The sequence below is a fragment of the Vibrio sp. 10N.286.48.C11 genome (assembly GCF_041469805.1).
GTDB lineage: Bacteria > Pseudomonadota > Gammaproteobacteria > Enterobacterales > Vibrionaceae > Vibrio > Vibrio crassostreae_C.
Genome location: NZ_JBFRLK010000101.1, coordinates 1 through 24,402, shown reverse-complemented (window position 1 = coordinate 24,402; position 24,402 = coordinate 1). Strand labels below are relative to the sequence as shown.

Genomic DNA, 24,402 nt, shown 5'->3' with positions numbered 1-24,402 from the left:
TAATTACGCAACAAAGCCCTGTTTATATACTATTAAACTAGTTCAGCGAGAACCTTAATAATATCAAATCCCTTTTGAAATCAACACCTCTCTAATAAGGGGCGAAGATAGCTGTTTTCTAAAAAAGCCATCATCTAATAAAGCCAAGATCCAAAACTCGCCGATCTAGAAAAGATAAATTCTGATGAGGCTCAAACCTCACCAGAACCGTATTCGCAGTGAATGACTTACTTCTTCTTCACGGCTTGCTTGATGGCCATTTCAGCCAGTTTTGGTGTCGCCGCTTTCAATACGCTGGGTGCCACCTTCTTACCCACTTTGACTGCTTTATTCAGTTGGCCTTTAACCGACGAGCCTCTTTTCATGGCTTCTAAACGTTGGCGGTTTCTCTGAACGTTATTTGCGTCAGCGATACGCTCTATCAACGTCTGCCTTAAAGTATCTAAACCAAACTGTACCTTTTCTGGCGCAATCGCCAGCGGTAACACGATATCGGTTTGCAGCAATATATGATTGTATTCGAGCGCTTGAGCAATGATCTTCGCTTTGGTCGATGTTGGATTCTCTAAGTCATACGGTGGCTGCCAATCGTCTACAGGCTTTAATCTGTCTACCTGATTCACAACCGACACCACAATCGGTTTCTTGCGTGAGATGTTCTTAGGATCGTCATAGAAAGCATCAAATCTATCTTTCAATTGCTTATCCAAATCACGTGCAGACTGATTGGCTTTAAGCACCCATAGCACCACATCCGCTTGGGTCATCTCTTTCAGCATTAAGGCTTCGGTTTTAGGATTGCCATCAAGCCCCTGAAGATCAACAACGCGAACATCATTGTCGTCGACAAACGCGTTATACACCGTTGAAGTGTCGGTTGATGGCAGCACATCCACTTCTGCAACCAACTCTTGCTTGAGTGCATTGATAAGTGAAGATTTACCCGAACTGGTTTGTCCCACCAGCACGATTCGCACAGGCTCTAGCTCTGGAGCAAAGCGTTGTTCGTCGAGTTCAGAAACATCAGACACTTTAAGTGCCTCATCTTCAATGCTGAAACGTCCGCTGTAGAGGTCAATCGCCACCGCCGCAACTTCATCTAACAAGGCTTGTTTGGCGGCGTATTGCATGTCATCAACCACACCCCTTGTCATCGTTGCTGTCGCTTGTTCTCGTCCTAAATCAGAAATCACCTTGAGTGGATTCAAATACAAGTTTTTAAGGTGGTTACCCCAAATAGCCGCTTTGAAGATCTTCTGCCCTAGCTCACCGTATTTATCGTAGGCTTCGTAGCCCGCTTTGATGTAAGAAACCTTGAGATACTCAATGCCGGGGATATGCTCTCGCACTACCAATTTGTAGCGTCGGCTGACCTCTTCGAACAGCTTTAGCCCTTCAGGAATCGAAAAATCGAGTGATTTCTTATCAAACTTTTTCGCAACAAATTCAAGTACCTCTAAACCGGTTTGGTCTAGGTTACCCCACTCTATGTCGACCATTAATTGTTGGCGTACATGGTGTTTTGAATCATTCCAGATCGACAGTTCTTTTTGAGACCAATCAGCCGAAGCCTTAACCAATGCATCGTTGATATCAGCTTTTTTATGCTGTGATTCAGCTTCAGCAGTATCCTCGCCAAGGCCGCCACTCTCTTTATTCGAGAAAGACTCTTTATTTGAAGAGCGGCTTGAAGAACGGCTAGAAATGAATAAAGGAATGGTGAACACCAAGGTACTCACGGCAATGGCAATCGACATTTCGAGTAGATAACCGTATTTGATCGCCAAGAAGACACCAAAACCCATCATGATAATGCTTGGGAAGATCGCCGAAATCAGGGCAATGCCCCAGCGTCCGCTCGATAGCACCGCCAGTAATCGAAATAGGTTTCTAATTTTCTTCATAACCCGACGCCGCCTTTCCTTTTTTCAGAGATTCTTTGTAGATCTTCTGCATCTCTTGTTCAGACACTTCTTCACCTTTGTTCTTATGATAGAAGTAAAAACAAGCCGCGCGACCTAAACCATAAGAGGTGCCGAAACTCATTGCCGCTGCAGCCACCGCACCTACCGTTTGACCATAAACTGGAATCAGCTTTATCAACTGTCGAGTGCCCAGCTTCATTCCGTATTGCAAAGCAAAGCTGCTTCCCAGAGTGCCTATCAACTCACTAAAGACTCTCTTATTCCATTCGACCCCATATTGATTGGCCAAGCTGTGAAGCATTTTGGCTTGAATCGCAGGTACCGACACCAAACCAACACCCGGAATCAGGTCACTCGCTGCGGCACTTCCTGCATACCAAAGCACTTCGTTTTCTACTTGATCAAAGTTGGCTTCTTCTTGCGTGGAATGTTCTTTGTCTTGCACCATCATTCCTATCACCGGAAGAATACTGCTCAGCTTTTCTAACAAGATGTCATAGTTGTAAACCGCTTCGCTGTTAGACATAGCGTTGTCATCCGTTTCGAAATCGACCGCTACCGATTCAAACTCTTTACCCCAAGCCTTCTCTACTTGGTTGCTGTTGAACTGAATTTGCCTTGCTCGATCTGGTTCACTGGAAGACAACACCGCCGTATGAAGCAGCAACAAGTGTTTAATCTTCTTCTGTTTCTTAATCTGTTTTAGAGCCGTAAGCACAGCGGATTGTTCAGGTTCGTCGGCTTTCATTACAACGACTAACGCATTACCTACCTGACCAATCTCTTCCAAATCCTCTTTCGCATCGTAATTCGCTTCGCTGAGTCCTCTGGTATCAAGAAACCTCATCACGGGTTTGTCTTGCGGAAACTCATACGACATCGCCGTCATGGTACAAGGCGCAAAACCATTGCCCACTTCTACAGAAGAGTCGCCCGTGACCGCTTGAATAAACGATGACTTGCCCGCCCCCGTTTTGCCCAACAGCCACAATGTAGGAAGATGCTTGCGCTGATATTCATGAGCCTGAGTCAAGTCTGGGTTCTTGCTCGGATTAATGAAGTCTTTTATTTGATCAAACATGTTTAGAGTAACGCTCACTTGATGTTGAGATTCGAGTTGATGACAAAGCAATACTGACTTATATAATCACAAATCATATTAAACTTATGTTTGTTCAGTCGCACAGGTTTACAATGCCTAAACGCTTGTTTTTATTTGCGCGCTCATTTTTATAGACGCTTTTTTATACGTACGGGTATCATCATATTGATTCGGGTACCTAACGAACATCAACAAACACAGAGAGCTCAAAGAGAAGTATGGAACAAATTTATTTAGCTGGCGGTTGCTTGTGGGGTGTACAAGAATTTATTAAGTACGTTCCTGGCGTTATCAGCACAGAAGCAGGCCGTGCAAATGGAAGCGCCCAGCCAACAGAAAACAAGACGGCTCAAAGCGATAGCACACAAAACGATTACGATGGCTACGCAGAGTGCGTACAAATAGAGTTTGATCCAAGCATCACGTCAGTCACGATTTTGATGGAACACTTGTTTGAGATTATCGACCCTTACAGCGTGAATAAACAAGGTGTCGATGTCGGAGAGAAATACCGCACAGGCGTTTACAGCACTAACACAGAACACTTAACCGAAGCTAAGCACTATATTTCTTCAAGAGATGATGCCGACCGTATCGCTGTTGAGGTGTTGCCGTTGACCAATTATGTTGCCAGCGACGACATCCACCAGCATCACTTAAGTCACTTCCCTGAAGATCACCACTTATGTCATATCCCTTGGGATCTGCTGCATAAGTATAAATCACAGTAGTCACGACGTAAGATTGAAATGGTCACGACCTAAGATCAATAAAGCCTCAACAGACATTATCTGTTGAGGCTTTTTAAGTGTTATGGTTAGGTCAGGTCAGCTATCGTGAATTGATTTGATAACTCATGCCATTAAACCATTAAGCAATTAGCAATTAGCAATTAAGCAATTAAGCAATTAAGCAATAACTAATAACTTACTTAGTCGTATTCTCAAGCACGTAGTCTGGACCCGCTGTTTCAGCTGTCACAACCGCAAGTTTAGACACGTCTGCGCCTTCACCTTGGTAAGCGTTAATGCCATTTTCTACAACGACTTTTGGTAGCTCAATCGAGTAGCCTTCGATCAGTTCAGAATCCGTTACTTGACCTACGTAAGTTTCGTCTGTGTAGGTTGCGCCAACTAATGGGAAGTCTTGCGTTGCACGGACACTTACAAATTCAGGTGACTGCGAGTTATCAACCACATTGTGTTTAAACGCCACATCAACACCCGCATAAATGCCTTCCACTTCTGCGTTGTTGAACAGGCTTACACGGTGACTTTGGTTGCCGTAAACAATGCCCCACTCAGTATCAACTAGAGAGTTATTCTCGATCGTGATGTTTTTCGGTGTCCACTGCTTATTAAGCTCTTTGCCTTTCACCGATTGATCTAGCTGCTCACCATTCGCTACGTCGATGATGCCCGTGTTAATAACAATGCCGCCACGTAGGTCAGCGTTGCCTTCAATCACACCATCACGACCACGAGTGTTGGCAATGTAGTTATTGCGAATCACATGATCTTCATCGTAGATACGAATGCCGCCCGTTAGGCGTTTCTCGTTACCCAGAATCATGTTGTTCTCAACTGTGTTGCCTTTACCGTGGCGCAGTGAAATAAGAGCTGCACTTTGGAAGATCGTGTTGCCTGAGATCGTGTTGTCGCCCGACTTAATCGAGATAAGCTCACGCTCACCATCCATATCGATCATTAGGTTGTTCACGAACTTAGAACTTGAATCCCACTGTGAAGATTTAGAATCACCAATACGGATCGCTTCCCAGCTGTTGCCGTTGTAACGAATCGCTTCTTTGATGTCGAATTCGTTGAACTGGTTAGGCTTTTGATCCATGAAGATGTTATTTGCGATCAGGTGGTTGTCAGCTGTGTCATCTTTTTGTACACCAATCAAAGTGCCGCGTTTTTGCTTACCTTCGAAACGGTTGTTGATGACTTTGCCGTCTTTACCCCATAGAGAAACCCAAAGGTACTTTGGATACTCAGAACGACGCTCGTCTGGCTCGTACGTGTAATCGTGGTTGAAGTAGTAGAATGTTGAGTTTTGAAGCGTATTGCCATTACCCATCATACGAACTGCGCCAAAGCGTTCGTTAGGACCGCCCTCAGTAAATACCAAGCCATCAAGCGTGATGTCATCGCCTTTCAGTTCAAACTGAATCAAACCAGTGATCCACGCAGAACCTGCTTGCTCGGCCTTGATAGTGATGTCATTCGCCGTGATCGTCACTTGACCTAAGTTCGCGTATTTACCGGCAGGGATCACCAGTTCGTCGCCATCTTTTAGGTTTTCAAATTGTGCTTTAAGCGCAGCCACTTGCTCTTCCGAAGCAACGGCTAAAGTGTCGCCATCTACCTCTGTTAAGCGGTCACTGCTCAATAGGTAACTACGGTCAATTTCGCTAACAGCAGGCGTAGCTTGTTCAGCGACACTGACTACGGGTGCTGTTTTTTCTTGTGTTGTACAGCCTGTTGCAAAAGCGAGTGTGAACGCGCTAATAATGCTTACCGATAATAGTTTTTTGTTCATCGTACATCTCACATTAAAGTTTGGATTATAAAAATGACGACCACCCGTTCAGGTGGCCGTGATGTTATTTAGGATGCGTATTAAATTAGCCTTCGGCTGGAGTCACTTCGTCTTGTTGCTCGACTTTGTCATCGACTGCTTTAACAAGTAACAGACCAACAGAGAACACAATCAAGCCACACAGAACGAATACCATGCGTCCCCACATTGGGTTTGGCAGTACGAACATAGTCATTACGCCCACACCCGCTACCGCGATAAGTGAACCCAACATACGACGTTGCTTGTTATCCAGTTTCTTCTGTTCATTACTTTCAGCAACTAGTGGCGTCGCTAGGTTGTTGAAGAACTTGTCTACGTCTTTCTCACGGTGCTCAGCAAGAGGCTTGTAGAACAGTGTTGAAAGAACAAAGAAGCCAGCAGTAAATATGATGTGACCGATAAGGCCGATAGCCACTTTCAGGTCAGCCCACTCACGGCCAGTTAGTTCATTTAGACCGAACCAGTTTTGAATCATGTCCGCAGTGATAACGAAACCAACGAAGTAAGAAACCACACCACCTACAACTAGCGTGCCCCAACCTGCCCAATCCGGTGTTTTACGGATGAAGAAGCCACAGAATGCTGGAATTGTCATTGGGAAGCCGATCAATGCGCCCACGTACATCATGGTGTCGAAAAGGCTCAGACCTTTAAGAGAGTTGATGAACAGAGCAACCAAGATGATCGCGATACCGAAGAAGGTAGACGTTAGTTTAGAAACAACCATTAGCTCTTTCTCTGTCGCTTTAGGACGAAGAATCGGCTCGTAGAAGTTCTTAACGAAGATACCTGAGTTACGGTTTAGACCTGAGTCCATTGAAGACATTGTTGCTGCGAACATAGCGGCAATCAGAAGGCCAACCATACCTGCAGGCATGTATTCTTGAACGAAGTAAAGGTAAGCGAAGTCAGCGGCTTTGCTGCCAGCTTCTGGGTAAGCTGCTGCTAAATCAACACCTTGACCTGCCATGAACCAAGAAGGCATGAACCAGATGATTGGACCAAGCGTCATTAGTACACAAGCAAGTAGAGCTGCTTTACGTGCGTTATTTGAATCTTTCGCAGCAAGGTAGCGGTAAGAGTTAAGCATGTTGTTGGTGATGCTGAACTGCTTTAAGAAGATGAACACAGCCCAGATGCTGAAGATGCTCATGTAGTTCAGGTTATCACCCGTAATGAATGAATCTGTTGGGAAGTCGTTAACGATCTGCGTAACGCCGCCACCGTGGTAAATCGCAACCACAGCACACGTCACCGTTACCGCCATGATGATAACCATCTGCATAAAGTCAGATGCGATTACCGCCCAAGAGCCGCCTGTTACTGACATTACTAGTACAACCAGACCCGTTAGGACAATCGTCGTTGTCATATCAAAGCCGAAGATACCCGATGCGATGATTGCTAGACCATTCAACCAAATACCTGCAGAGATAACGCTGTTTGGCATACCAGACCAAGTAAATACTTGCTCATTCACCTTACCAAAACGCATACGAATCGCTTCAATTACCGTCACAACACGCAGTTGACGGAACTTCGGAGCGAAGTAAAGGTAGTTCATTAGGTAACCGAATGCGTTCGCGATGAAGATAATCGCTACGGCAAAGCCATCGGTAAAGGCTTTACCTGCTGCACCAGTAAATGTCCAAGCACTGAACTGGGTCATAAATGCGGTTGCACCTACCATCCACCACAGCATATTACCTCCCCCACGGAAGTAATCACTTGTCGTACTTGTAAACGTTCGAAACATCCACCCTATCGCAATTAAGAATAGGAAGTAGATGCCAACTATCAGGGTATTGAGTTCCATCGTTAGACCTTTTATTTATGTTTTTTTGTTGAGGTCACTATAAATAAATGGCAAGCATATTTGTACTACAATAATCCAAATGCGTGACAGTGATCTTACAGTCTGACACTCAATTAATCATACAAGTGATCGAGTTCAAAGTTGCACCACCTAGGAGCGCAATTCCTCAAGTCAGTGCAGTTATCCGCACTAAATTTCGACCAAAACCCCGAAAAACATGAACAAGGTCTCTAAAAATCGAAGATTCATCGTTAAAAACTATTATTCTTGACGATCAAAGCTTAAAGAAGAGCAGCAAAAATATCGTTAGATATAATTTATAAAAATGAATTAAACCAACATATTTGTAGTACAAATAAGATCGATAATTTGCTTTTAAAAGTTCCCTATATTAGGCAGCCAATAATGAAAACTTGAAAACCACTATTAGATACTGACAGGGATACACGGAAGTGAAATGCTTTTAACACACCCGTTACACTTTCCCCGTCCAATAAAAAGGTGTCATTATGAAGAAATACGTTCCAATCTTAATTGCTCTTAGTACGGTATCTTCTATGAGCTATGCAGCAACACCGCGTGAAGATGCTGTTGACTACTTACAGATGCGTAAAGGCGTGGCTTACCAAGTAAACCATTCAAAACCTTTCACTGGTCAATTTGAAGAGAAGTTCGATAACGGCCAAGTCGCGACCCAAGCTCAGTTTGCCGATGGCTTAGAACTTGGGCTAGAAACTAACTGGTATCCGAATGGCCAAGTCGCTTCTAAAGTGAATTACGTAAAAGGTGAACTGCAAGGCAAAGCTGAAACCTGGTATCCAAACGGACAGAAAAAAGCAGAACTCAATTATAAAGACAATGAACTATCAGGCACCGCCTCTCGCTGGTATCCCAATGGGGAACAAAGCTTGACAGCTGAATACAGCGACGGACAAAAAGATGGATTGGTAACGGACTACTACCCGAACGGTAATAAGGCCAGCCAAGCGAAGTTTGATGAAGGTGAAGTCGCGAACGGAAAACTTACTCGCTGGAATACTAACGGTGACAAAGTTGAAGAACTGACCTTTAAAGATCACAAAGTCACCTCTAAACAGGTGTGGATGCCTACAGAAAGCTAAGCCTCAAGAACAGCTCTCACGGAGCTCTTTGATATAACTAAACGCCTGCTGTTAAAGTTTGTAGCTACACGTCTGCAACTAAGAGACAAGAGAAGAGAAGAGAAGAGAAGGGAAACGAACATTCATGTGATTAAGCGTGAATGTTCGTGGCTTTGATGCTGTAACAGACTCACTTGAGCGTGTTGTCATCAACCTAAAAGCCTATTCTTAAGCCGCGGTTTACACGCTTATTGAGCCGCACACGACTCTCTACTCAAATTTCAAATAAAAAAACGCTCATGTTGCCTGTATCAACATGAGCGCAAGGGTAGATCTTCGACTACCATCTCCTACCTTTCTAGATGAAAGCAGAAGTTATAATTAGAATAGTTGGGAGCAATAATCAAAATGCTTTCGCAAGCACTTCAACGATTTCTTCTTTGTCGCTGATGAGAACAACGGGTAACGATTCGAACCCAGTTCATTCCTATCAAGTTCATACTTATATAGCAGGCTATGTCACTACCTTGCCTACTACATTTCAAACCTTCTCTGATTGAGCTTTAAATCACCTCAAGTAAATGTCTCATGTTCTTAAAGCGGTGGATTTAATCCATTTAGCTTCAAGACCACTCTTACTTATTCGGCTTCACACCGTCTGTTCATGCAATCAACACAGCAAAGTTATGTATTGCTACAGAAAGTTAGTAAATAATAATGTATTACAAATAAAAATGATATCTAAAGGTTCAATTTTTTGCTGTAGCGCACATTTATTGATGAACAAAACTCTTCAAAACCATTATCAACAGCCAAACAAATCACTAAAAAACATCAACTTAACGAAACAACTCGATTTTGTAACCCTTTGTAAATAGTGGTTTTGTCCTAACAACACGATCAAGTTCACAGATCATCACACCTCGGATCGCTACCATATTTGTATTATCTTAATTCAAAATAAAAGGCGTAAATATGAAAGCCCCTCGACTCCTACATCTTGCTGCTTGTATTGGTGCTATCACCTTTGGTTCTCAGGCTATAGCCGCTGAATTCGTTTTCTTAGACGAAGCAACATTAGAAGCGAACCGTACTCTTCTTCAATCAGACAATGCTTCTGAATCAATGAAAGACGCGTACACAAAGCTTATTGAAGAAGCCGACCTAGCAATGAACGATGGTCCTTTTAGCGTTGCTGATAAAGGAATGGTTCCGCCAAGTGGCAGCAAGAACGATTACATGAGCATTAGCCCATACTGGTGGCCTGATGAATCAAAAGAAGATGGGCTTCCATGGATTCGCCATGACGGAAAAACAAACCCAGCATCAAAAACTGACGAAACTGACTCAAAACGTATTGGCCACTTCACCCGTTCTGTTCGTGCATTAGCGGTCGCCTACTATTTTAGCCAAGACGAAAAATATGCTCAGCAAGGTATCGAATACATAAGAACTTGGTTCTTCAACGAAGACACCAAGATGAACCCGAACGTGAACTACGGACAAGGTGTTCCTGGTGTAGCAGAAGGTCGCCGCGGTGGAATCATCGATACAAGAACGCTGACTGATCGCATGTTAGATTCAATCGCTATTTTGTCTCAATCACCTACCTGGTCAGAGTCTGACGAAACACAAATCACCCAATGGTACAGCGAATACTTGGATTGGTTGATCATCGATGATTTATCTGGCGGTCCTAAAGGCGAAGCTTACGCAGAAAACAACCACGGTACTTGGTACGACTATCAAGTTGCAGGTGTTTCTTACTTTATTGGTAACGAAACGCTTGCTAAGCAAATGGTTCAAAAAGGCAAGATGCGTATCGACACTCAATTCGAAAAAGACGGCTCTCAGCCTCATGAAATCGAGCGCACGCGTGCTTACCACTACCACTATTTCAGCCTAGATCCATTGATCGGTATGGCTCAGATCGGTGACAAGGTCGGTATCGATCTTTGGAACTACACCAATAAGAAAGGCGGTTCTTTAGACACAGGTATTCAGCTAATGGCTGATTACAACGACCTATCGAAAGAGTGGCCATACACACAGAAAGACGAACGTCGTCGCGTTGAACGTATGACTCCGCTTTACCTGAAAGCTGGCGTAGCTATGGAAAACCCTGAATGGGTAAAACTAGCAACAGAGACCGATTTCAGCGAATTCACAGTCAAGAAGCAGCTAGCTGAAGTGTGGGCTCAACGAGACGTAGAACTACTTTACCCAAAACTATAATCCCAAATACAACAAAGGGCTCAACGTTGGTCCTTTAGTAACCCCTTTTTATTTAGATACAGTGGAAACAATAACAATGATAAAAACGAATAAAGTAACACTTGCAGTATTAGCGACTCTTTTCGCAGGCAGCGTGTCTGCCGCATCACTCGACGCGCGCCAAGAGTACAAACATGGCTCAGAAGACTGGGCAAGTCGTATCAAGATGAGCGGTTCTGTCGATAACCACTTCTTCGGCGCTGAAATAAAGCAAAAAGGTAAGCCTTTCTCTGGTTGGGAAGCGGCAGACAACGAGTTCGAATACGGTTACAAATTCAAGCTTAACGAGCACTGGTTAATTCAACCAAGTATGCCAGTAACGTTTGGTTCTGATAGCGTAACCTACAAACCGCAAGTACGTGTTCAATACTCTTTCGAATCAGGCCTAAAGGCGAAACTTCGCTACCGTCACGAGTTCCGTGACTACACATCTGACTCTTCAAACGAGAATAAGAACCGCAGTAAAGTTACAGGTAACATCGATTACAACTGGAATGCATGGCAGTTCGGCTTTGAAGCTAACTACGCAGAAGACTTCATTGACAATGAGTGGACTGGCGGCGGTGGTGCTGACAACGAGTGGGATTACAACTTTAAAGTGGGCTACAAAGAGGCTGACTGGAGCTGGCGTCCATACGTTGAGTTAGGTAACGTTCAAGACAGCCGTGACCGTCAATTACGTAGCCGTGTAGGTATTACTTACAGCTTCTAATCAATAGCTACATGAATAATCTAAGATAATTACTGTCCTAATTTTCTAAGACCTAAACAAAAGCCAGCTTAATCGCTGGCTTTTTTTCCTTTAAAATCAGTAAAATAAGAGCCGCGCACTTGCAGCTCTTTTTCCTAGTGACTAATCCGATAGAGAAAGGCAACGGTCACATTATCGTTAGGCACAACTCGCTTCTGCTGAGCCAAAAACAATTCCGCTGTCGAAACGGCATCGGCTAATGCATTGTGGCTGTTGTACTCAGGAAGCCCGTACCTTTCGCGAGTCCCTGCCAAGGTTAAATCGACTTCTTCATGATTGCTGATCGCTTTCTCCATGCTTTTCTCAATACACAAGGTATCAAGCCAAAGCAGAGGAATCGCTCGTAAACCATAGCAACGAAGAAGATATTGGCTAATGAACCTCTCTTCTACCATGCAAGCGTGCGCGACAATAATCTTGCCTTTCGCTGCTTCGAAGAACGTCAGCATCGCATCATGAATAGAAGCGCCCTCTTCTAACATTTGCGGCGTAATATGGTTGATCACTGCGGTTTCGGCGTTGATCTGCGAATCGTTATCCAGGTAAATATGCTTGGCGGACGCTAAGTCTATTCGCCCCTTGACCACATCGACCCAACCCATGGACAAAATCAGATCTTGTTCGCTGTCTAAGCCTGTGGTCTCAAGATCCAACACGATGTAGTCACTGTCTTTGGCCAAGTCCGTCATTTCAGGGCAAGGCTGTTCTACCAGATCATGTAACGCTTCTGGCAACTTAACCGTTCCCAGATATTGCTTACGTTTACGTTTAATTCGCTCAAGCGGATGAAAGTAATTTAAAAACGATTTCATTAGCGTGCTCCGAAACGAATTTTCGCCGCTTCTTGAAGGTCAGCAATGATCCTAAAGGCATCTTTCAAGTGTTTACGCTCAAAGCTACCAAAGCTATCTGGGTTGATGTTGTTGTCAGGCACATCCCCGTTCTTCAGCGCTTCAAGTTGATGACCGAATCGGAAAGAGAGAATGAACTGGTAAGCACCCAGAATGTTTTTGAATGCGTCGTCGCTCAGCATGCCTTTTTCATTGGCAGCAGCGAAACGTTCGTCAGTCGCCGACAAATCGCACTCCACAGCAAGGCCATAAATACGCGCTAAGTCGATAATCAAGTTGATCGCGTACTTCTTCACGTTCAACGTTTTCTTATTCTCACCTGACTTCTCTAGCACTAAGCTATTGAAGATGCCAAGTGGCGGGTTGGTATTGACCGCGTCTTTCACTAGCGTGCTTAAAAACTCACGGTTACCGCGAATATTGCTATGCAGCTCATCGCGCAGAATACCTTCGAACTCACTGTTGCCGTAGATAGTACGAATTTCTAGGAACACACTGATATTAAGCAAGCGTTCGTACTCTGGGTTAGCCACCCACTTCTTGTAGTAGTGCTTCCATACACTGAGTGGCTGACACCATTTTGGCGTCGCAGCCATGAATTTACCTGGACATAATGGGTAGTGACAGCTTGCTAAGCCGTTGGTCACCATCATCGCTAAGTGTTTGAAGTAAATACGGTCACTGTCGGTTGCATCGTCAGCAAGAACAATCGCGCTGTCTTGGTCCGACAACATGTGCACTTCATTACGTGCGTGCGATCCGGCTACGATCCAAGAGAAATCACACGGTGGTGGGCCTAACTTATCAATCGCTATTTGAATCAATCGACGGGTGTAGGCGTCCATAATCATGGTCATTACCTTGCCGACGGTTTCAGGCGCCACTTTACCTTCCACCAGCGCTTCAAAAATAGCTTGTCGCTCTGAGGTGAACGAAGACATGGTTTTCACGCTGCCCGCGTATTTGATTTTCTCGATCAAGAATATCGCTTGAACACGGTGGTTTTGAACCAAATGAGACGTAGTAAGAAGACCAACGACCTTATTCTCTTTCACAACGGGCAAGTTACGGATATTAAATTGCATCATGATAGAGGCCGCATGCAGCACCAGATCATCCGGTTTTACAGTAAGTGGAGAGTGCGTCATTACCTCTGAGATCAGGCTATCAGTACTCACGCCGTGGGCAATCACTCGCTTAGTCATGTCTCGGTCGGTGATCAAACCAACAATGGTTTCACCTTCATAGATCACGGCACACGGTGAGCGTTGATGAAGCATTTCAACCGCAACCGACTGGATGGTTTGCTCAGACTTAACAATTGCCACCTGCCCGCTTGCCACTTCCTCAACTTTACGAATGAACAGGCCTTTCTCTTTATTCGACCAGACCACATCCAGTGCCGACTTCAAGCGAACCTGCGCCTGTGAAGCAAAGTGTTCTGCGCAACTTGGAAAGGCTTTGAAAAGCGTTTGAAGTGCCGAGTGTGGAATCACATAAAGTAAGGTGTTTTCGATTGCGACAGCTCTATAGCCTTTTTCGTCGTTGACTTCAGAATCTAAGAACGTAAAGCCAAACAAATCTTCACTGCCTAGACGGGCACGAAGCACACCATCCGATTTTCGTTGCTCCATAGAGCCCGTTCGAATGATATAGAGCGATTTTTCCTTCCCAGACTCACACAAATCGACCACATCTCCCTTGCCGAGATAAGTAATTTGCACGTTAGAGGCAAGTTCGCGAAGTGCTTGTTTAGGGATCTTATCGAATGGGTCGATTTGACCTATGAATTGAAGAATATTTGGCAGTAGAGACTGGGGCATAATCACACTCACAATAATTTAATTAGTATTATTATATAACTTAAAATACTGGTTACTAGTGCTTTTAACGAAACAGCAAATAATAGATTAAATATTGGACACCAGTCAGGTTTTCATCAAATTTGGATGCAAAAAAAGCACGTATCAAACGTGCTTTTTAGAGGTCACTGCTGAAATTAGCTTTTGAATAACCGTAATTTTAACTTTGACTACCCTAGTTTTACGAGAATGCCTTCTCGTCGATAATGCAAAACGATCAAAGCTAAAATAACAGTGAAAACAATTAACTAGCGGCTGGTAATCTGTGGTTTGTTTCTAACAGGTGACTTGCTGACGCGTGGCGTGCTTTGTCACTATTACCTGCCATGATTGCTTCATAAATCTGGCGGTGTTCGTTAATACAAGTACTTCCCTCTTCAGAAGAGTGAGAAATAAAGTTAACAAACATGGTCGTTAAGATGTTACCAAATGGAAGATAGAAGTCGTTACCTGTTGCATTGAAGATCAGGCTATGGAACTTCATGTCGATATCTAGCCAACGCTCTTGATCAAGCGTTTCTTCGCTAGAAATTTCTACCATTTGTTGGAAAATACCAGACAGCTCAATGCGTTGTTCTGCACTCGCGAACTGAGCAGCTAAAGCACACGCTTCTGGTTCAATCGCGCGGCGTAAACCCAAAAACTGATGACAGAATTGGTCTGTATCGGCCAAACCGTCCATCCATTCGATCAATTGTGGATCTAAGAAGTTCCAGAATGCACGGTCAACAACGCGAGTACCGATCTTAGGACGAGATTCTAATAGGCCTTTTGAAGTCAGAAGCTTAACCGCTTCTCTTAATGCTGTTCTACTGATACCAAATTGCTCACACAGAGCCATCTCACCAGGGATAATAGAACCTTGAGGCAAATTGCCCGACAAAATACCACGGGCGATTTCACGTGCAACTTGCACATGAAGGCTTCGCTTAGAGCCTGAAATAGAATTGAAAGAGCCAGCCATGTGTCTACTTACCGATTAGATATGTATTATTTAACTCGACTATAGCACTGATTTATATCTTCACCAACACAGCATCAGAATAACGTGAGGTCACTACCAGTAAAGGTTGGAGCAATATTTCACAAACCTGCTCATCTTTAGGTTTATAAAACCAACTCAACCTATTAATTCATACAAATAGTTCTCATTTACTATTTCAATGTATGCGTGAACTCACAAAACCACCCTTACTCTCACTATTTATGTCGGTAATAACCCGTTTTTAGATAAACACCCTTGAATATAGCAAGTGTTATTGTATGATTTATTGGTGTGAATAATCTACAATATAGGCGGCTCTGATGTTTAACGATTTAAAAGGCAAACGCATTCTAATTACTGGCTCTACTGCTGGTATGGGTTTAGCTACCGCACGTGTCTTTGCAAAATACGGCGCAAAAATCGGCATCAATAGTCGTGCTTTCAGCCCAAAAGTCGATGACGTTCTATCTGAACTTACCGCACTGGGTGGCGATGTTGCCTTTTTTCCTGCAAACCTAATGGACACATTAGAGTGCGAAAGGTTAGTCAAAGAGTTCACTGATCATTTTGGTGGCATGGACGTGTTGATTAACAACGCCGGTGGCCTTGGTGGTCGCGCCAATCTAGAAAATATCGATGATGAGTTTTATGAGCGCGTAATGAACCTTAATGTTCGCTCTGCGCTGATGACAACCAAGTTCTCTATCCCGCACTTACGCGCCTCTGCTGCTGAGTCCGGGCAAACATCTTGTGTGATTAGCACAGGATCTATCGCCGCTCGCGAAGGCGGTGGTGTTGGTGCAGGCATCTATGCCGCGTCTAAGGCTTGGTTACACGACATTCACCGCAATTGGGTGAAAGAGTTCGCGCAAGACAATATCCGTTTCAACATTGTTTCACCGGGCACTATCGACACCGCATTTCACGATGGCAAAAGCGACGATTTGAAAGCGACCATTGCTAACAACATTCCAATGGGACGCTTTGGCAATATTGATGAAGTTGCCCCTTCATTTGCTTTTTTTGCATCGCACGCTTGTAGCGGGTACATCACAGGACAAATCCTAGATGTTAACGGCGGACAAATAACGCCCTAGCTAGCTGACTTATATAAGCTCACTAAGTTATATAGAATCGTTAAGTTATATAAAGTCGTTAAGATCGTCACACTAAATAAGGTCATCAGACCCAAGTAGATGAGGGAAAACCTCACACTATATTAGACGTATACACTGACACTAAGCGCCAGATTCGTCTGGCTTTTAGTGTTTTCAAAGTTTCAATTTCAGGTGGTTTAAATGTCAATATTTACATTGGTGGAAGATTCAAGCCGCCGAATTCATGTTCAAGTGGCGAGACAAATTGCTCGCAAGATCTTGTCAGGCGAGTTAGAAGAAAATCAAAAGTTACCCAGCGAAATGGAGCTGTGCGAAATCTTTGGAGTGAGCAGAACTGCCCTTCGAGAATCAACTAAGCTACTTTCGGCAAAAGGTTTAATCGAGTCGAAGCCAAAAGTGGGCACTCGTATCAAACCGAGAACACAGTGGCACTTCTTGGACCCGCAATTGCTGTACTGGATCCAAGATTTAGAAGATACTAAACCCTTCTTGTCTCAATTTTTAGGCTTAAGAAAAGCGATTGACCCGGAAGCGTGTGCGCTCGCTGCAACCAATGCCACTGTAGAGCAACGCAAAGAGCTTTCGATTCTTTTCCAGAAAATGACCATCGCAGCAAATAGCTTCGATTATGAAGAGTGGACGACCAACGATCACCTGTTTCACCAAACGATTTTCTTATCGACAGGTAATCAATTTTACATTCCATTCGCGAACATTCTGTCGACTATCTTCAAGCAGTTTATCGACCACTCCGCTGAAGGCGGTCGCTTCTGTTTAGAAGAACACAAAGCGATTTACGACGCAATAATGTCTGGCGATGCCAAGCAAGCTCGAATTGCTTCTCAAGTCCTGCTAGACGATGAGAACCAAAAGCTCTCTAGGGTTGAATTAGCCATCGCATAACCGAGATTAACCAAACTGACTTGTTTTTCAAAGACACAAGTCAGTCTTGTTTTAGCACCCATTTTTTAACCATCAACTACCGTAGTGTTTTCTTCTTTAAACGCTCTACTCCGCCACCTCAGAGAAAGCTTACGGTTATACACATAAGGTGTTGTTTGTGTCTTCACAATCGTACGTAAGGAAAAATTTCTCTCTCGCCTGGCCCCTCGCCTTAAACGGTATCTTGATGCAGTCGATGTTGATGATCGACACACTGCTTGTCTCTCCTCTTGGTGAAATCCCTTTAGCTGCAATGGGGATTGCGACGACTATCGTTGCCTTTGTACTGGGAATTCAAATGGCGCTGGCAAACGGTACTCAGTTAGTATTAAGCCGCGCAGTGGGCTCTGGCATCGCCGCATCATTATCTAAAGCATTTTGGGCAGGGTTATTTATCAACCTTGGCGTAGCAACACTATTTTGGCTTCTACTTACTTTTTTCGAACAACCCTTGATTCAAGCTTTAACAGATGACGCTTCCCTTCACTTAGAAATCAGCCGCTATCTAGACATCTCGAAATACATCGTTATTTTTACCGCGTTAACGCAGGTGATCATTGCTTTATTTAATGCGCTAGGCAGAACTAAAGTCCCATTCAAAGGTTACTTAATTGAACTGCCTATCAATGCTGTACTCTCATATGTGCTGATTCATGGTTTTTCTAATTTTGAAGGGATTGGAGTACAAGGCGCTGCATTAGGCAGCATTATTGCAATAACGATCCGCTTGCTGTATTTGGTTTTGTGCGTGCATTTAAGCTCAGCGATTTCACTCAAATTAGACGCTCAGCGCTCTGAATTCTTTACCAACGTTCGCCGTCACTTTATCGAAATATTCCCTGTAGCAGCGAACGTGACCATGCTTTTGATTGGCGCAACGATATATCAATTGTTGTATTCGCAACTTAACATCAACGCTTACGTAGCGATTACTTTGGTGATGCCTTGGATCAGGGCTGTCTCTCAATTTATTACCGCTTGGGCTCACTCTTCCGCGATTACTATCAGCCAAGCGATTGGCTCCAAAAAGATGGATGACCTAGTCAAAAACGTCGATACCAGTATCGATATTGCAGTCGTCATTTCTTTCGTTTGTGCACTCTTATTCGCAGGATTAAGTCTGGTCATTGGTGGCATTTACCCGAACTTGGATGAGTCTACCTATCAAGCATTGGCCGTTATCGCCCCACTCTACATATTCTTGCCAATTGTTCGTGGCTACAACACGGTTCATGGGAATGTACTAAGAGCACTAGGAAAAACGACCGCAGTCTTCAAAATCAACTTTACTGGTCAATGGGTAATTTCAATTCCATTGTGTGCATTGATCATCTTTGGTTTAGATGGCTCTATCTTTTGGGCCTTTGCTATCCAACCATTCGAAGAAGTCGTTAAAGCTTTCCCATTCCGTCACTTAGCTCGAAAGTCTCTAAAGGAGTTTGATGCCGACAAAGCTAAAGAGTTGATGTATGACTAAGTCCGGTATCGAGTCGCCGTCCTAAAATCTTTCTACGCTTTCTGATTACAACCTTGTCTTTTGACAAGGTTGTATTGTTTCAGCTGTACCGTTCATTGGTAAGCTTCATTGTACTCTCGCTGATACCCGGCTCATCTTAAATCTCATAGAAAACAAAAAGACCACTCAACATTCGGTTCAGTGGTCTTCGAAAACATTCCTTAAGGCCTGTTTCTAACTAGCCTTATGTACTATTTGCCGTTCAACTTTAGTGCCGAGAAAGTCACACTGTTATAGTCGCCATTCTTTTTATCGACAGCGAAATCGCCAGTACCGCCACAACCTGGCCCCCATACAGGGTGAGAATCGCTCACGCTACATTGGCCGTATGCGCCCGCTTTGTAATAGAAATCATCTTCAGCATAACCCGTTGGTGAATCAAGCTCATCAATACCCTTGCTCAGATCGATTTCATACTTAACCGTATCGTGACGTTCTGTTTCAAACGTTAGGTACATCATGGTGCCTTTCACTTCCACTTTGTAGCTAAACTCTTCACCAAGAGCAATGCCTGCTTCACCCGGTTCCGCTGGGTTTTCCCAAGTGTTACCCCAAACAGGGTAAGCTATATCGGCACGGTTAGGATCTTTTTTCTCTAGGTTACGCTCATAGTTCCAAAATACTGAACCCATTTCTTGGCCAGGAAACTTCTTATAGAAGATCTTTAGTGGTTCATTACCATGCCCGTAACCAGTTCCAGCTTTGATTAACTCATTATGTTTTTTAGCGTGAATCTGACCAACAACCACCGAGTGAGCTGGGTACTTTTCTGGGTACTTAGCGTTAATCGCTACGTGATTCACTTTTAGGGTCGCTTCTAGCGTGCCGCCAACGGCACTGTACTCGCTTGCTGATGGATGGCTAGACAATGCCCATTGGTTTCCTTTGTCCGCCGTATCGATTGAGAAATCAGCACCGCGTGGCATCTGGCGTAACTCAGAGCGTGCGTTTTTCGAGTTCTTCGTGGTAATCGCTTGGTTTTGTACTTCAAAGACGAGATTACCGTCTTTATCAAGGTGGAAGAAATCGCTGTGTGAGTAGCTCATCATTGCCACCCCTTCGATTTCGTCAACACGTCCATCTTCATTAATATCTGAAGGGATCGTTATTTTCCAATTTCGCATATCAAACTTATCAGCGGGAACTGGATAAGACACACCGTTATTTGCAAACGACACAATAGGAACTGCTGATAGCAAAGCTACAGCAAGCATATTTTTTTTGAACATCCAAATTATCCTTAATAACAAACGAGTATTTGTAATCCCATTAATATTAACTAGGTGTAAGAAACCTAGTTGGTAATAACAGCTGAATCTTTAATTGAATAAACTAAATTGTAGAAGTGGGCTTCGCTTTCACCATTCTTGAATTGGTTATAAACGCCCGCTTTATAATAGCTAACCATATCTTTCCAATAACTAATGTCATGATTAACAACTGTGCTGTCGTTATGGTTGATAATTAACCTTTGGTTGCCGACATAAATATCGAACTTATCTGTACCTTTTTCAGCTATTGGACCCAGTGGCAATTTTATATAAGCCTTTTTGCATTCCGTTGATCCTTTATTCCCACTATTTGAGCTGCAATTAACGGCATTATTTTTAATGATTGCCCAATACCAATCTGTCTTACCACTTCTGTCGGCGTCATACACCACACGAACTAAAGGATGGGGAATATACCCTTCGCCATGAGAACCTGGCTTTCCGTCGTAGTACGTCCCTTTGTTATGTACTTGCAGATACGTCATTTCATCACGTTTTTTTTCGCTGTTTTTTACCGAATCGCGAGGGTTAATGGGCATGAACTCAGCACTCAAGTGATGGTACTTATTAGGCTCATCGACCTTAAAGTTGTCATTAACGCGGATCTCACTGCGATTCTTGTAACCCGCCATTTTAAAGACCAGTGCCTGAGTGGGTTCATCAACATAGAAGTGTTCAAACACAACACCATCAAAATTGCCTTTGCTCGCATAATCTTTCTTGTTGCCAGGTTTACCATCAGGATCTGACATCTGAAGTTTTGACATATTCAAAATATCTTGAAACTGACTGTAGTTGGCTGGAGCTTTCATGTCAGAAGCATAGGCTCCCAAAGAAATTGAAGCAGTTACTGCCAAACATATTACGTTTTTCATTTTTTCCGCGACCATCCATTGGACAAAAATTCTAAGCATGACACTCCCAAACCACGGCCCATTAAAAGATAAAAGTCATTTATCTGATAGCCGAGCGCTTCCTATTGTCACACCACCCATAAAACATTTGTATTATTTTATCACATGTTTTTTGCTTTTCTCGTCAACATTGGAAAACTGAGAGGGGCGTCATTATTGAGATTAAACACAGCATTAAAAATGGGATATTCATAACGCTTTGCTATAGATAGCGACTTAAATGTTAAATTAACGACCAAAAAACCGCTAATTTTAACAAAAAAGACCATTTGTTGTATGTCACATTCCAAAAATGAGTGACTCACCCCTCAATTATAAAACAGTCAATATTTGATTTATTCGCATTGAGTACCAGCTCACGGTTTTTCATAAACTTAACATATAAGATTATTGTATGAGTTATTGGGTGGCTCACTAGGAATACCCTACCTTTACTTAATCTTAAATCTAAAAATACGAGAGTAATGATGAAAAAAATGAATATGGTTGCTATCGCAGTGGCAACAACTTTATTTGCAGGAATGGCATCAGCGACAACACTTGATTACCGCTATGAGTATCGTGCAGCGACTGATTATACAAAAACCAATGGCGATGAAGCTCATGTCGACGCTCGCCACCAGCACCGTGTAAAACTAGGTCATAGCTTCAAACTGTCAGATAAGTGGAAGCACTCAACTGGCCTTGAAGTTAAATTCCATACTGACGATTCTTACTACGATGCAGATTCAGGCGAAGTTAAATCAGCGAACAGTAGAAGCTTCTATGATGGCAACTGGTATATCTACGGCATGGAAGTCGAAAATACCGCAACTTATAAGGTTGATAACAACTGGTACCTACAAGTTGGTATGCCAATCGCTTGGGACTGGGATGAGCCGAACTACAACGACGGCGACTGGAAGATGAAGAAGGTTACGTTCAAGCCTCAGTTCCGTGTTGGCTATAAAGCAGACATGGGTCTAACCACCGCAATTCGTTACCGTCATGAATATACTGATTTCCGTAACCATACACAATTTGGTGACAAAGACTCTGAAACTGGTGAACGTTTAGAATCAGCTCAAAAGTCTAAAGTCACACTAACGGGTTCTTACAAAATTCAATCTCTACCTAAACTTGGCCTTTCTTACGAAGCTAACTATGTAAAATCGCTAGATAACGTACTTCTATATAATAGTGATGATTGGGAGTGGGACGCAGGTTTAAAAGTAAACTACAAGTTTGGTTCATGGAAACCTTTTGCAGAAATCTGGTCATCTGATATCAGCTCGTCTTCTAAAGATCGTGAAGCTAAATACCGCGTTGGTGTTGCTTACTCATTCTAATAATAAAATAGTCAGAATATAAAATAGCCCTCTCCTCTTGTAATTTATTTGGGCATATTTTAATTACTTTATTTTAAATAATAGGATGTTCTAATCAGAATTAGCTTCATCCTAATAAATATTTAACGACTATTCATTATCTATTTCTTATGTGATTTACATATGGATTTAATATCATAAAGAGAATATTTTATGCAAATTTCTAAAGTCGCTACAGCTGTTGCCCTTTCGACAGGTTTATTATTTGGTTGTAACAGTGATGGTTTACCTATTCCGACGGATGGTTCTACCGATCCTGCAACACCTACCTCAGCATTATTAAATGGTTATTGGGAATTTTCTGATACTTCAGCATTCTCAGCAGCCTATTCATCATCGAGTAGTACTGATTTACCCAACGTATATCGCTTCTCAGCAGATGGTGAGACACTTTATTACTACACTGACAATTCAGCTGACACCACACTCGGTGAATACGAACGATTTGAAACCACTTATGAAGAGACAATTGAAGATGATACTTCAGGTCAAGTTGCGTTCACGCTATTCAATAATGATGGTTCAGTAAGCACAATATCCGTAGATGGTGATTACTCCGCAGCTGACGGTGGGCTTAGTATTGGCGGCAACATTCCTATTTCAGGTACCGACCACAGCGAAAATACTGAAGTTACGAGTTCTGCAGACACAGCAGATGAAGCTTCAGGGGTTAATAATGCCGCTCAAATTTTAGATACGTTAACCGATGATACTGGTGAGTTGAGACTGAAGATCTTAAACACGAGCTCTACGGTCGGCAAAACGATTTCTTCAGGTAAGTTAACTGTTGATCTAACCTACCAACTTAATCCAGATAGCACTCAAATTGATGAAGGTCAGAACAACTCTTATATTTCGCTTTATTCAACCAATGATGAGAACGATAAAGTAAGCAACGCTTATCATCACGGTGAAATAGCGATTGGTGACGGTATTATTCAATTCCGCGACGCTTCTGGTTCACTAACTGCGACTGGCGGTACCTTTGATGCAAACAACACGTTTGATGCAACTGTCGAGGTGGTTTGGACGCCAACGTCACATACCTTTACCATCAATGGTGAAACCTATACTGGAGCGGTCTCATCAAATAGTTCAGGTGAAGTTCAAGTTATTGCCCTTCGTCTAGGTACAAACAGTGGCGTAACGCCATATGAACTGATTGCCGACAACCTAAAAGTATACTCACTTAATGAGTCTACTGGAGAGTATGTTGAAGAGTTCAAAGACACTTTCAATGACTACTCCGTTGGATATGACTTAAACAACAACCCGTATAACAGTAGCACTTCTGAAGCTAAGGTTATTAGTTTGACTGGAGAGACTCCTGTCGATCCAGATCCATCTGAGCCTACCGACAACCAAGTGGCCGCAATTACCGACCAAGATACAAGTGACACCGGAGAGTTGCGTTACAAGTTTGATTCAGGCATGACGACGGGTACACATAAAGTTTCGATGTACTATGATGCTGCTGAAACTGAGTCTGCATATGTTTCTTTATTTGATTCAGCTAACTCTACCAGTTCATTAATCGGAGAATTCAAAATTGATGAAGGGAAGATCACACTCCGTGGTGAAAGCACTCAAGTCACGACATTCACTCCAGGTACATGGATTGACCTAGAGATGTCTTGGGACACATCAAGCTTGAGCGCTGCTGGTACTTACACCGTGAAAGTCAATGGTACAGAGTATGGTCCTTATACATCACAAAACACTAATCCAGGTGTGGAAGTCACTGCGACAACCATTAAGTTCTCATCAAACAGTGGAACAGCGGATACGACTTTATACGTCGACGACTACAAGGTTTATTCCGATACAGCAGGCACGACTGAAATTTTTTCTGATGACTACGAGAACTACAGTATTGGCGCAGATTTAAGTGCATCGCCATACAACTCAAGTACATTCTCTGCAGTTGTTGCTGAAGATCCTCTGAATGCTGAGTAGTCAGTTTAGTTAACTTAAAACTCTGTCAAAAATGCCGTCTTAGTGACTAATGCCGTTCACTTAAGA

The 24,402-nt window shown here is 43.2% G+C and carries 18 protein-coding genes; 9 read left to right on the top strand and 9 right to left on the bottom strand.

What is annotated here, in order from left to right:
* Nucleotides 1–227: 227 nt before the first annotated feature.
* Nucleotides 228–1,904: a GTPase family protein gene (locus AB4209_RS20450; protein WP_372057151.1), complete on the bottom strand. Its 1,677-nt coding sequence runs from the start codon at nucleotides 1,902–1,904 to the stop codon at nucleotides 228–230.
* Complete coding sequence (locus tag AB4209_RS20445; RefSeq protein ID WP_372057149.1) at nucleotides 1,891–3,006, bottom strand: YcjF family protein; 1,116 nt, start codon at nucleotides 3,004–3,006, stop codon at nucleotides 1,891–1,893. Before AB4209_RS20445 ends, AB4209_RS20450 begins: the two co-directional genes overlap by 14 nt.
* A 239-nt stretch (nucleotides 3,007–3,245) precedes the next feature.
* On the opposite strand from AB4209_RS20445, the gene AB4209_RS20440 reads away from it, so the two are divergent.
* Nucleotides 3,246–3,758 carry a peptide-methionine (S)-S-oxide reductase gene (locus tag AB4209_RS20440; RefSeq protein WP_372057147.1) on the top strand — a complete coding sequence of 171 codons (513 nt, stop codon included), beginning with the start codon at nucleotides 3,246–3,248 and terminating at the stop codon, nucleotides 3,756–3,758.
* 196 nt (nucleotides 3,759–3,954) lie between these two features.
* On the opposite strand, the gene AB4209_RS20435 is transcribed toward AB4209_RS20440, so the two are convergent.
* Together AB4209_RS20435 and AB4209_RS20430 are read right to left on the bottom strand one after the other, a co-directional pair.
* Nucleotides 3,955–5,571, bottom strand: a complete 1,617-nt coding sequence (locus AB4209_RS20435) for a polysaccharide lyase 6 family protein (RefSeq protein WP_372057145.1) — start codon at nucleotides 5,569–5,571, stop codon at nucleotides 3,955–3,957.
* Between the two features lie 85 nt (nucleotides 5,572–5,656).
* Nucleotides 5,657–7,429 (bottom strand): sodium:solute symporter family transporter, encoded by a 1,773-nt coding sequence (locus tag AB4209_RS20430; protein WP_017061461.1) that lies wholly within the window; start codon nucleotides 7,427–7,429, stop codon nucleotides 5,657–5,659.
* A 509-nt stretch (nucleotides 7,430–7,938) separates the two neighbouring features.
* Here AB4209_RS20430 and AB4209_RS20425 point away from each other — a divergent pair.
* From AB4209_RS20425 to AB4209_RS20415, 3 genes are all read left to right on the top strand, one after another.
* Nucleotides 7,939–8,550, top strand: coding sequence for a toxin-antitoxin system YwqK family antitoxin (locus tag AB4209_RS20425; protein ID WP_017061462.1), 612 nt, complete (start codon nucleotides 7,939–7,941; stop codon nucleotides 8,548–8,550).
* A gap of 954 nt (nucleotides 8,551–9,504) precedes the next feature.
* On the top strand, nucleotides 9,505–10,764 hold the full coding sequence (locus tag AB4209_RS20420; protein ID WP_102450741.1) for an alginate lyase family protein: 1,260 nt from the start codon (nucleotides 9,505–9,507) through the stop codon (nucleotides 10,762–10,764).
* Nucleotides 10,765–10,840: 76 nt separating this feature from the next.
* Nucleotides 10,841–11,515 carry an oligogalacturonate-specific porin KdgM family protein gene (locus tag AB4209_RS20415; RefSeq protein WP_102428441.1) on the top strand — a complete coding sequence of 225 codons (675 nt, stop codon included), beginning with the start codon at nucleotides 10,841–10,843 and terminating at the stop codon, nucleotides 11,513–11,515.
* 134 nt (nucleotides 11,516–11,649) lie between these two features.
* On the opposite strand, the gene AB4209_RS20410 is transcribed toward AB4209_RS20415, so the two are convergent.
* The 3 genes from AB4209_RS20410 to AB4209_RS20400 form a co-directional block, all read right to left on the bottom strand.
* A complete protein-coding gene (locus tag AB4209_RS20410; RefSeq protein WP_372057143.1) occupies nucleotides 11,650–12,366 on the bottom strand; it encodes a 3'-5' exonuclease in 717 nt (238 codons plus the stop codon).
* Nucleotides 12,366–14,228, bottom strand: a complete 1,863-nt coding sequence (locus AB4209_RS20405) for a DUF294 nucleotidyltransferase-like domain-containing protein (RefSeq protein ID WP_017069961.1) — start codon at nucleotides 14,226–14,228, stop codon at nucleotides 12,366–12,368. The genes AB4209_RS20410 and AB4209_RS20405 overlap by 1 nt, the downstream gene beginning before the upstream one ends.
* Nucleotides 14,229–14,511: 283 nt before the next feature.
* The gene (locus AB4209_RS20400) at nucleotides 14,512–15,231 is read right to left on the bottom strand and encodes a FadR/GntR family transcriptional regulator (RefSeq protein WP_017072471.1); all 720 of its coding nucleotides are present in this window, start codon (nucleotides 15,229–15,231) and stop codon (nucleotides 14,512–14,514) included.
* A 341-nt stretch (nucleotides 15,232–15,572) separates the two neighbouring features.
* Here AB4209_RS20400 and AB4209_RS20395 point away from each other — a divergent pair, with 341 nt between their 5' ends.
* From AB4209_RS20395 to AB4209_RS20385, 3 genes are all read left to right on the top strand, one after another.
* Nucleotides 15,573–16,349, top strand: a complete 777-nt coding sequence (locus AB4209_RS20395; RefSeq protein ID WP_048607046.1) for an SDR family NAD(P)-dependent oxidoreductase — start codon at nucleotides 15,573–15,575, stop codon at nucleotides 16,347–16,349.
* A gap of 201 nt (nucleotides 16,350–16,550) precedes the next feature.
* Nucleotides 16,551–17,273, top strand: a complete 723-nt coding sequence (locus AB4209_RS20390) for a FadR/GntR family transcriptional regulator (protein ID WP_017063624.1) — start codon at nucleotides 16,551–16,553, stop codon at nucleotides 17,271–17,273.
* Between the two features lie 148 nt (nucleotides 17,274–17,421).
* Nucleotides 17,422–18,789 carry an MATE family efflux transporter gene (locus AB4209_RS20385; RefSeq protein ID WP_372057141.1) on the top strand — a complete coding sequence of 456 codons (1,368 nt, stop codon included), beginning with the start codon at nucleotides 17,422–17,424 and terminating at the stop codon, nucleotides 18,787–18,789.
* 230 nt (nucleotides 18,790–19,019) lie between these two features.
* Here AB4209_RS20385 and AB4209_RS20380 read toward each other — a convergent pair whose 3' ends face one another.
* Together AB4209_RS20380 and AB4209_RS20375 are read right to left on the bottom strand one after the other, a co-directional pair.
* Complete coding sequence (locus tag AB4209_RS20380) at nucleotides 19,020–20,057, bottom strand: polysaccharide lyase family 7 protein (protein WP_052878551.1); 1,038 nt, start codon at nucleotides 20,055–20,057, stop codon at nucleotides 19,020–19,022.
* A 65-nt stretch (nucleotides 20,058–20,122) separates the two neighbouring features.
* The gene (locus AB4209_RS20375) at nucleotides 20,123–21,013 is read right to left on the bottom strand and encodes a polysaccharide lyase family 7 protein (RefSeq protein WP_372057139.1); all 891 of its coding nucleotides are present in this window, start codon (nucleotides 21,011–21,013) and stop codon (nucleotides 20,123–20,125) included.
* A 467-nt stretch (nucleotides 21,014–21,480) separates the two neighbouring features.
* Between AB4209_RS20375 and AB4209_RS20370 the strand changes: the two genes are divergently transcribed.
* Together AB4209_RS20370 and AB4209_RS20365 are read left to right on the top strand one after the other, a co-directional pair.
* Entirely contained in the window at nucleotides 21,481–22,341 is an 861-nt protein-coding gene (locus AB4209_RS20370; RefSeq protein ID WP_372057136.1) for an oligogalacturonate-specific porin KdgM family protein, read from the top strand.
* A 192-nt stretch (nucleotides 22,342–22,533) separates the two neighbouring features.
* Nucleotides 22,534–24,336 (top strand): hypothetical protein, encoded by a 1,803-nt coding sequence (locus AB4209_RS20365; protein ID WP_372057134.1) that lies wholly within the window; start codon nucleotides 22,534–22,536, stop codon nucleotides 24,334–24,336.
* Nucleotides 24,337–24,402 lie beyond the last annotated feature (66 nt).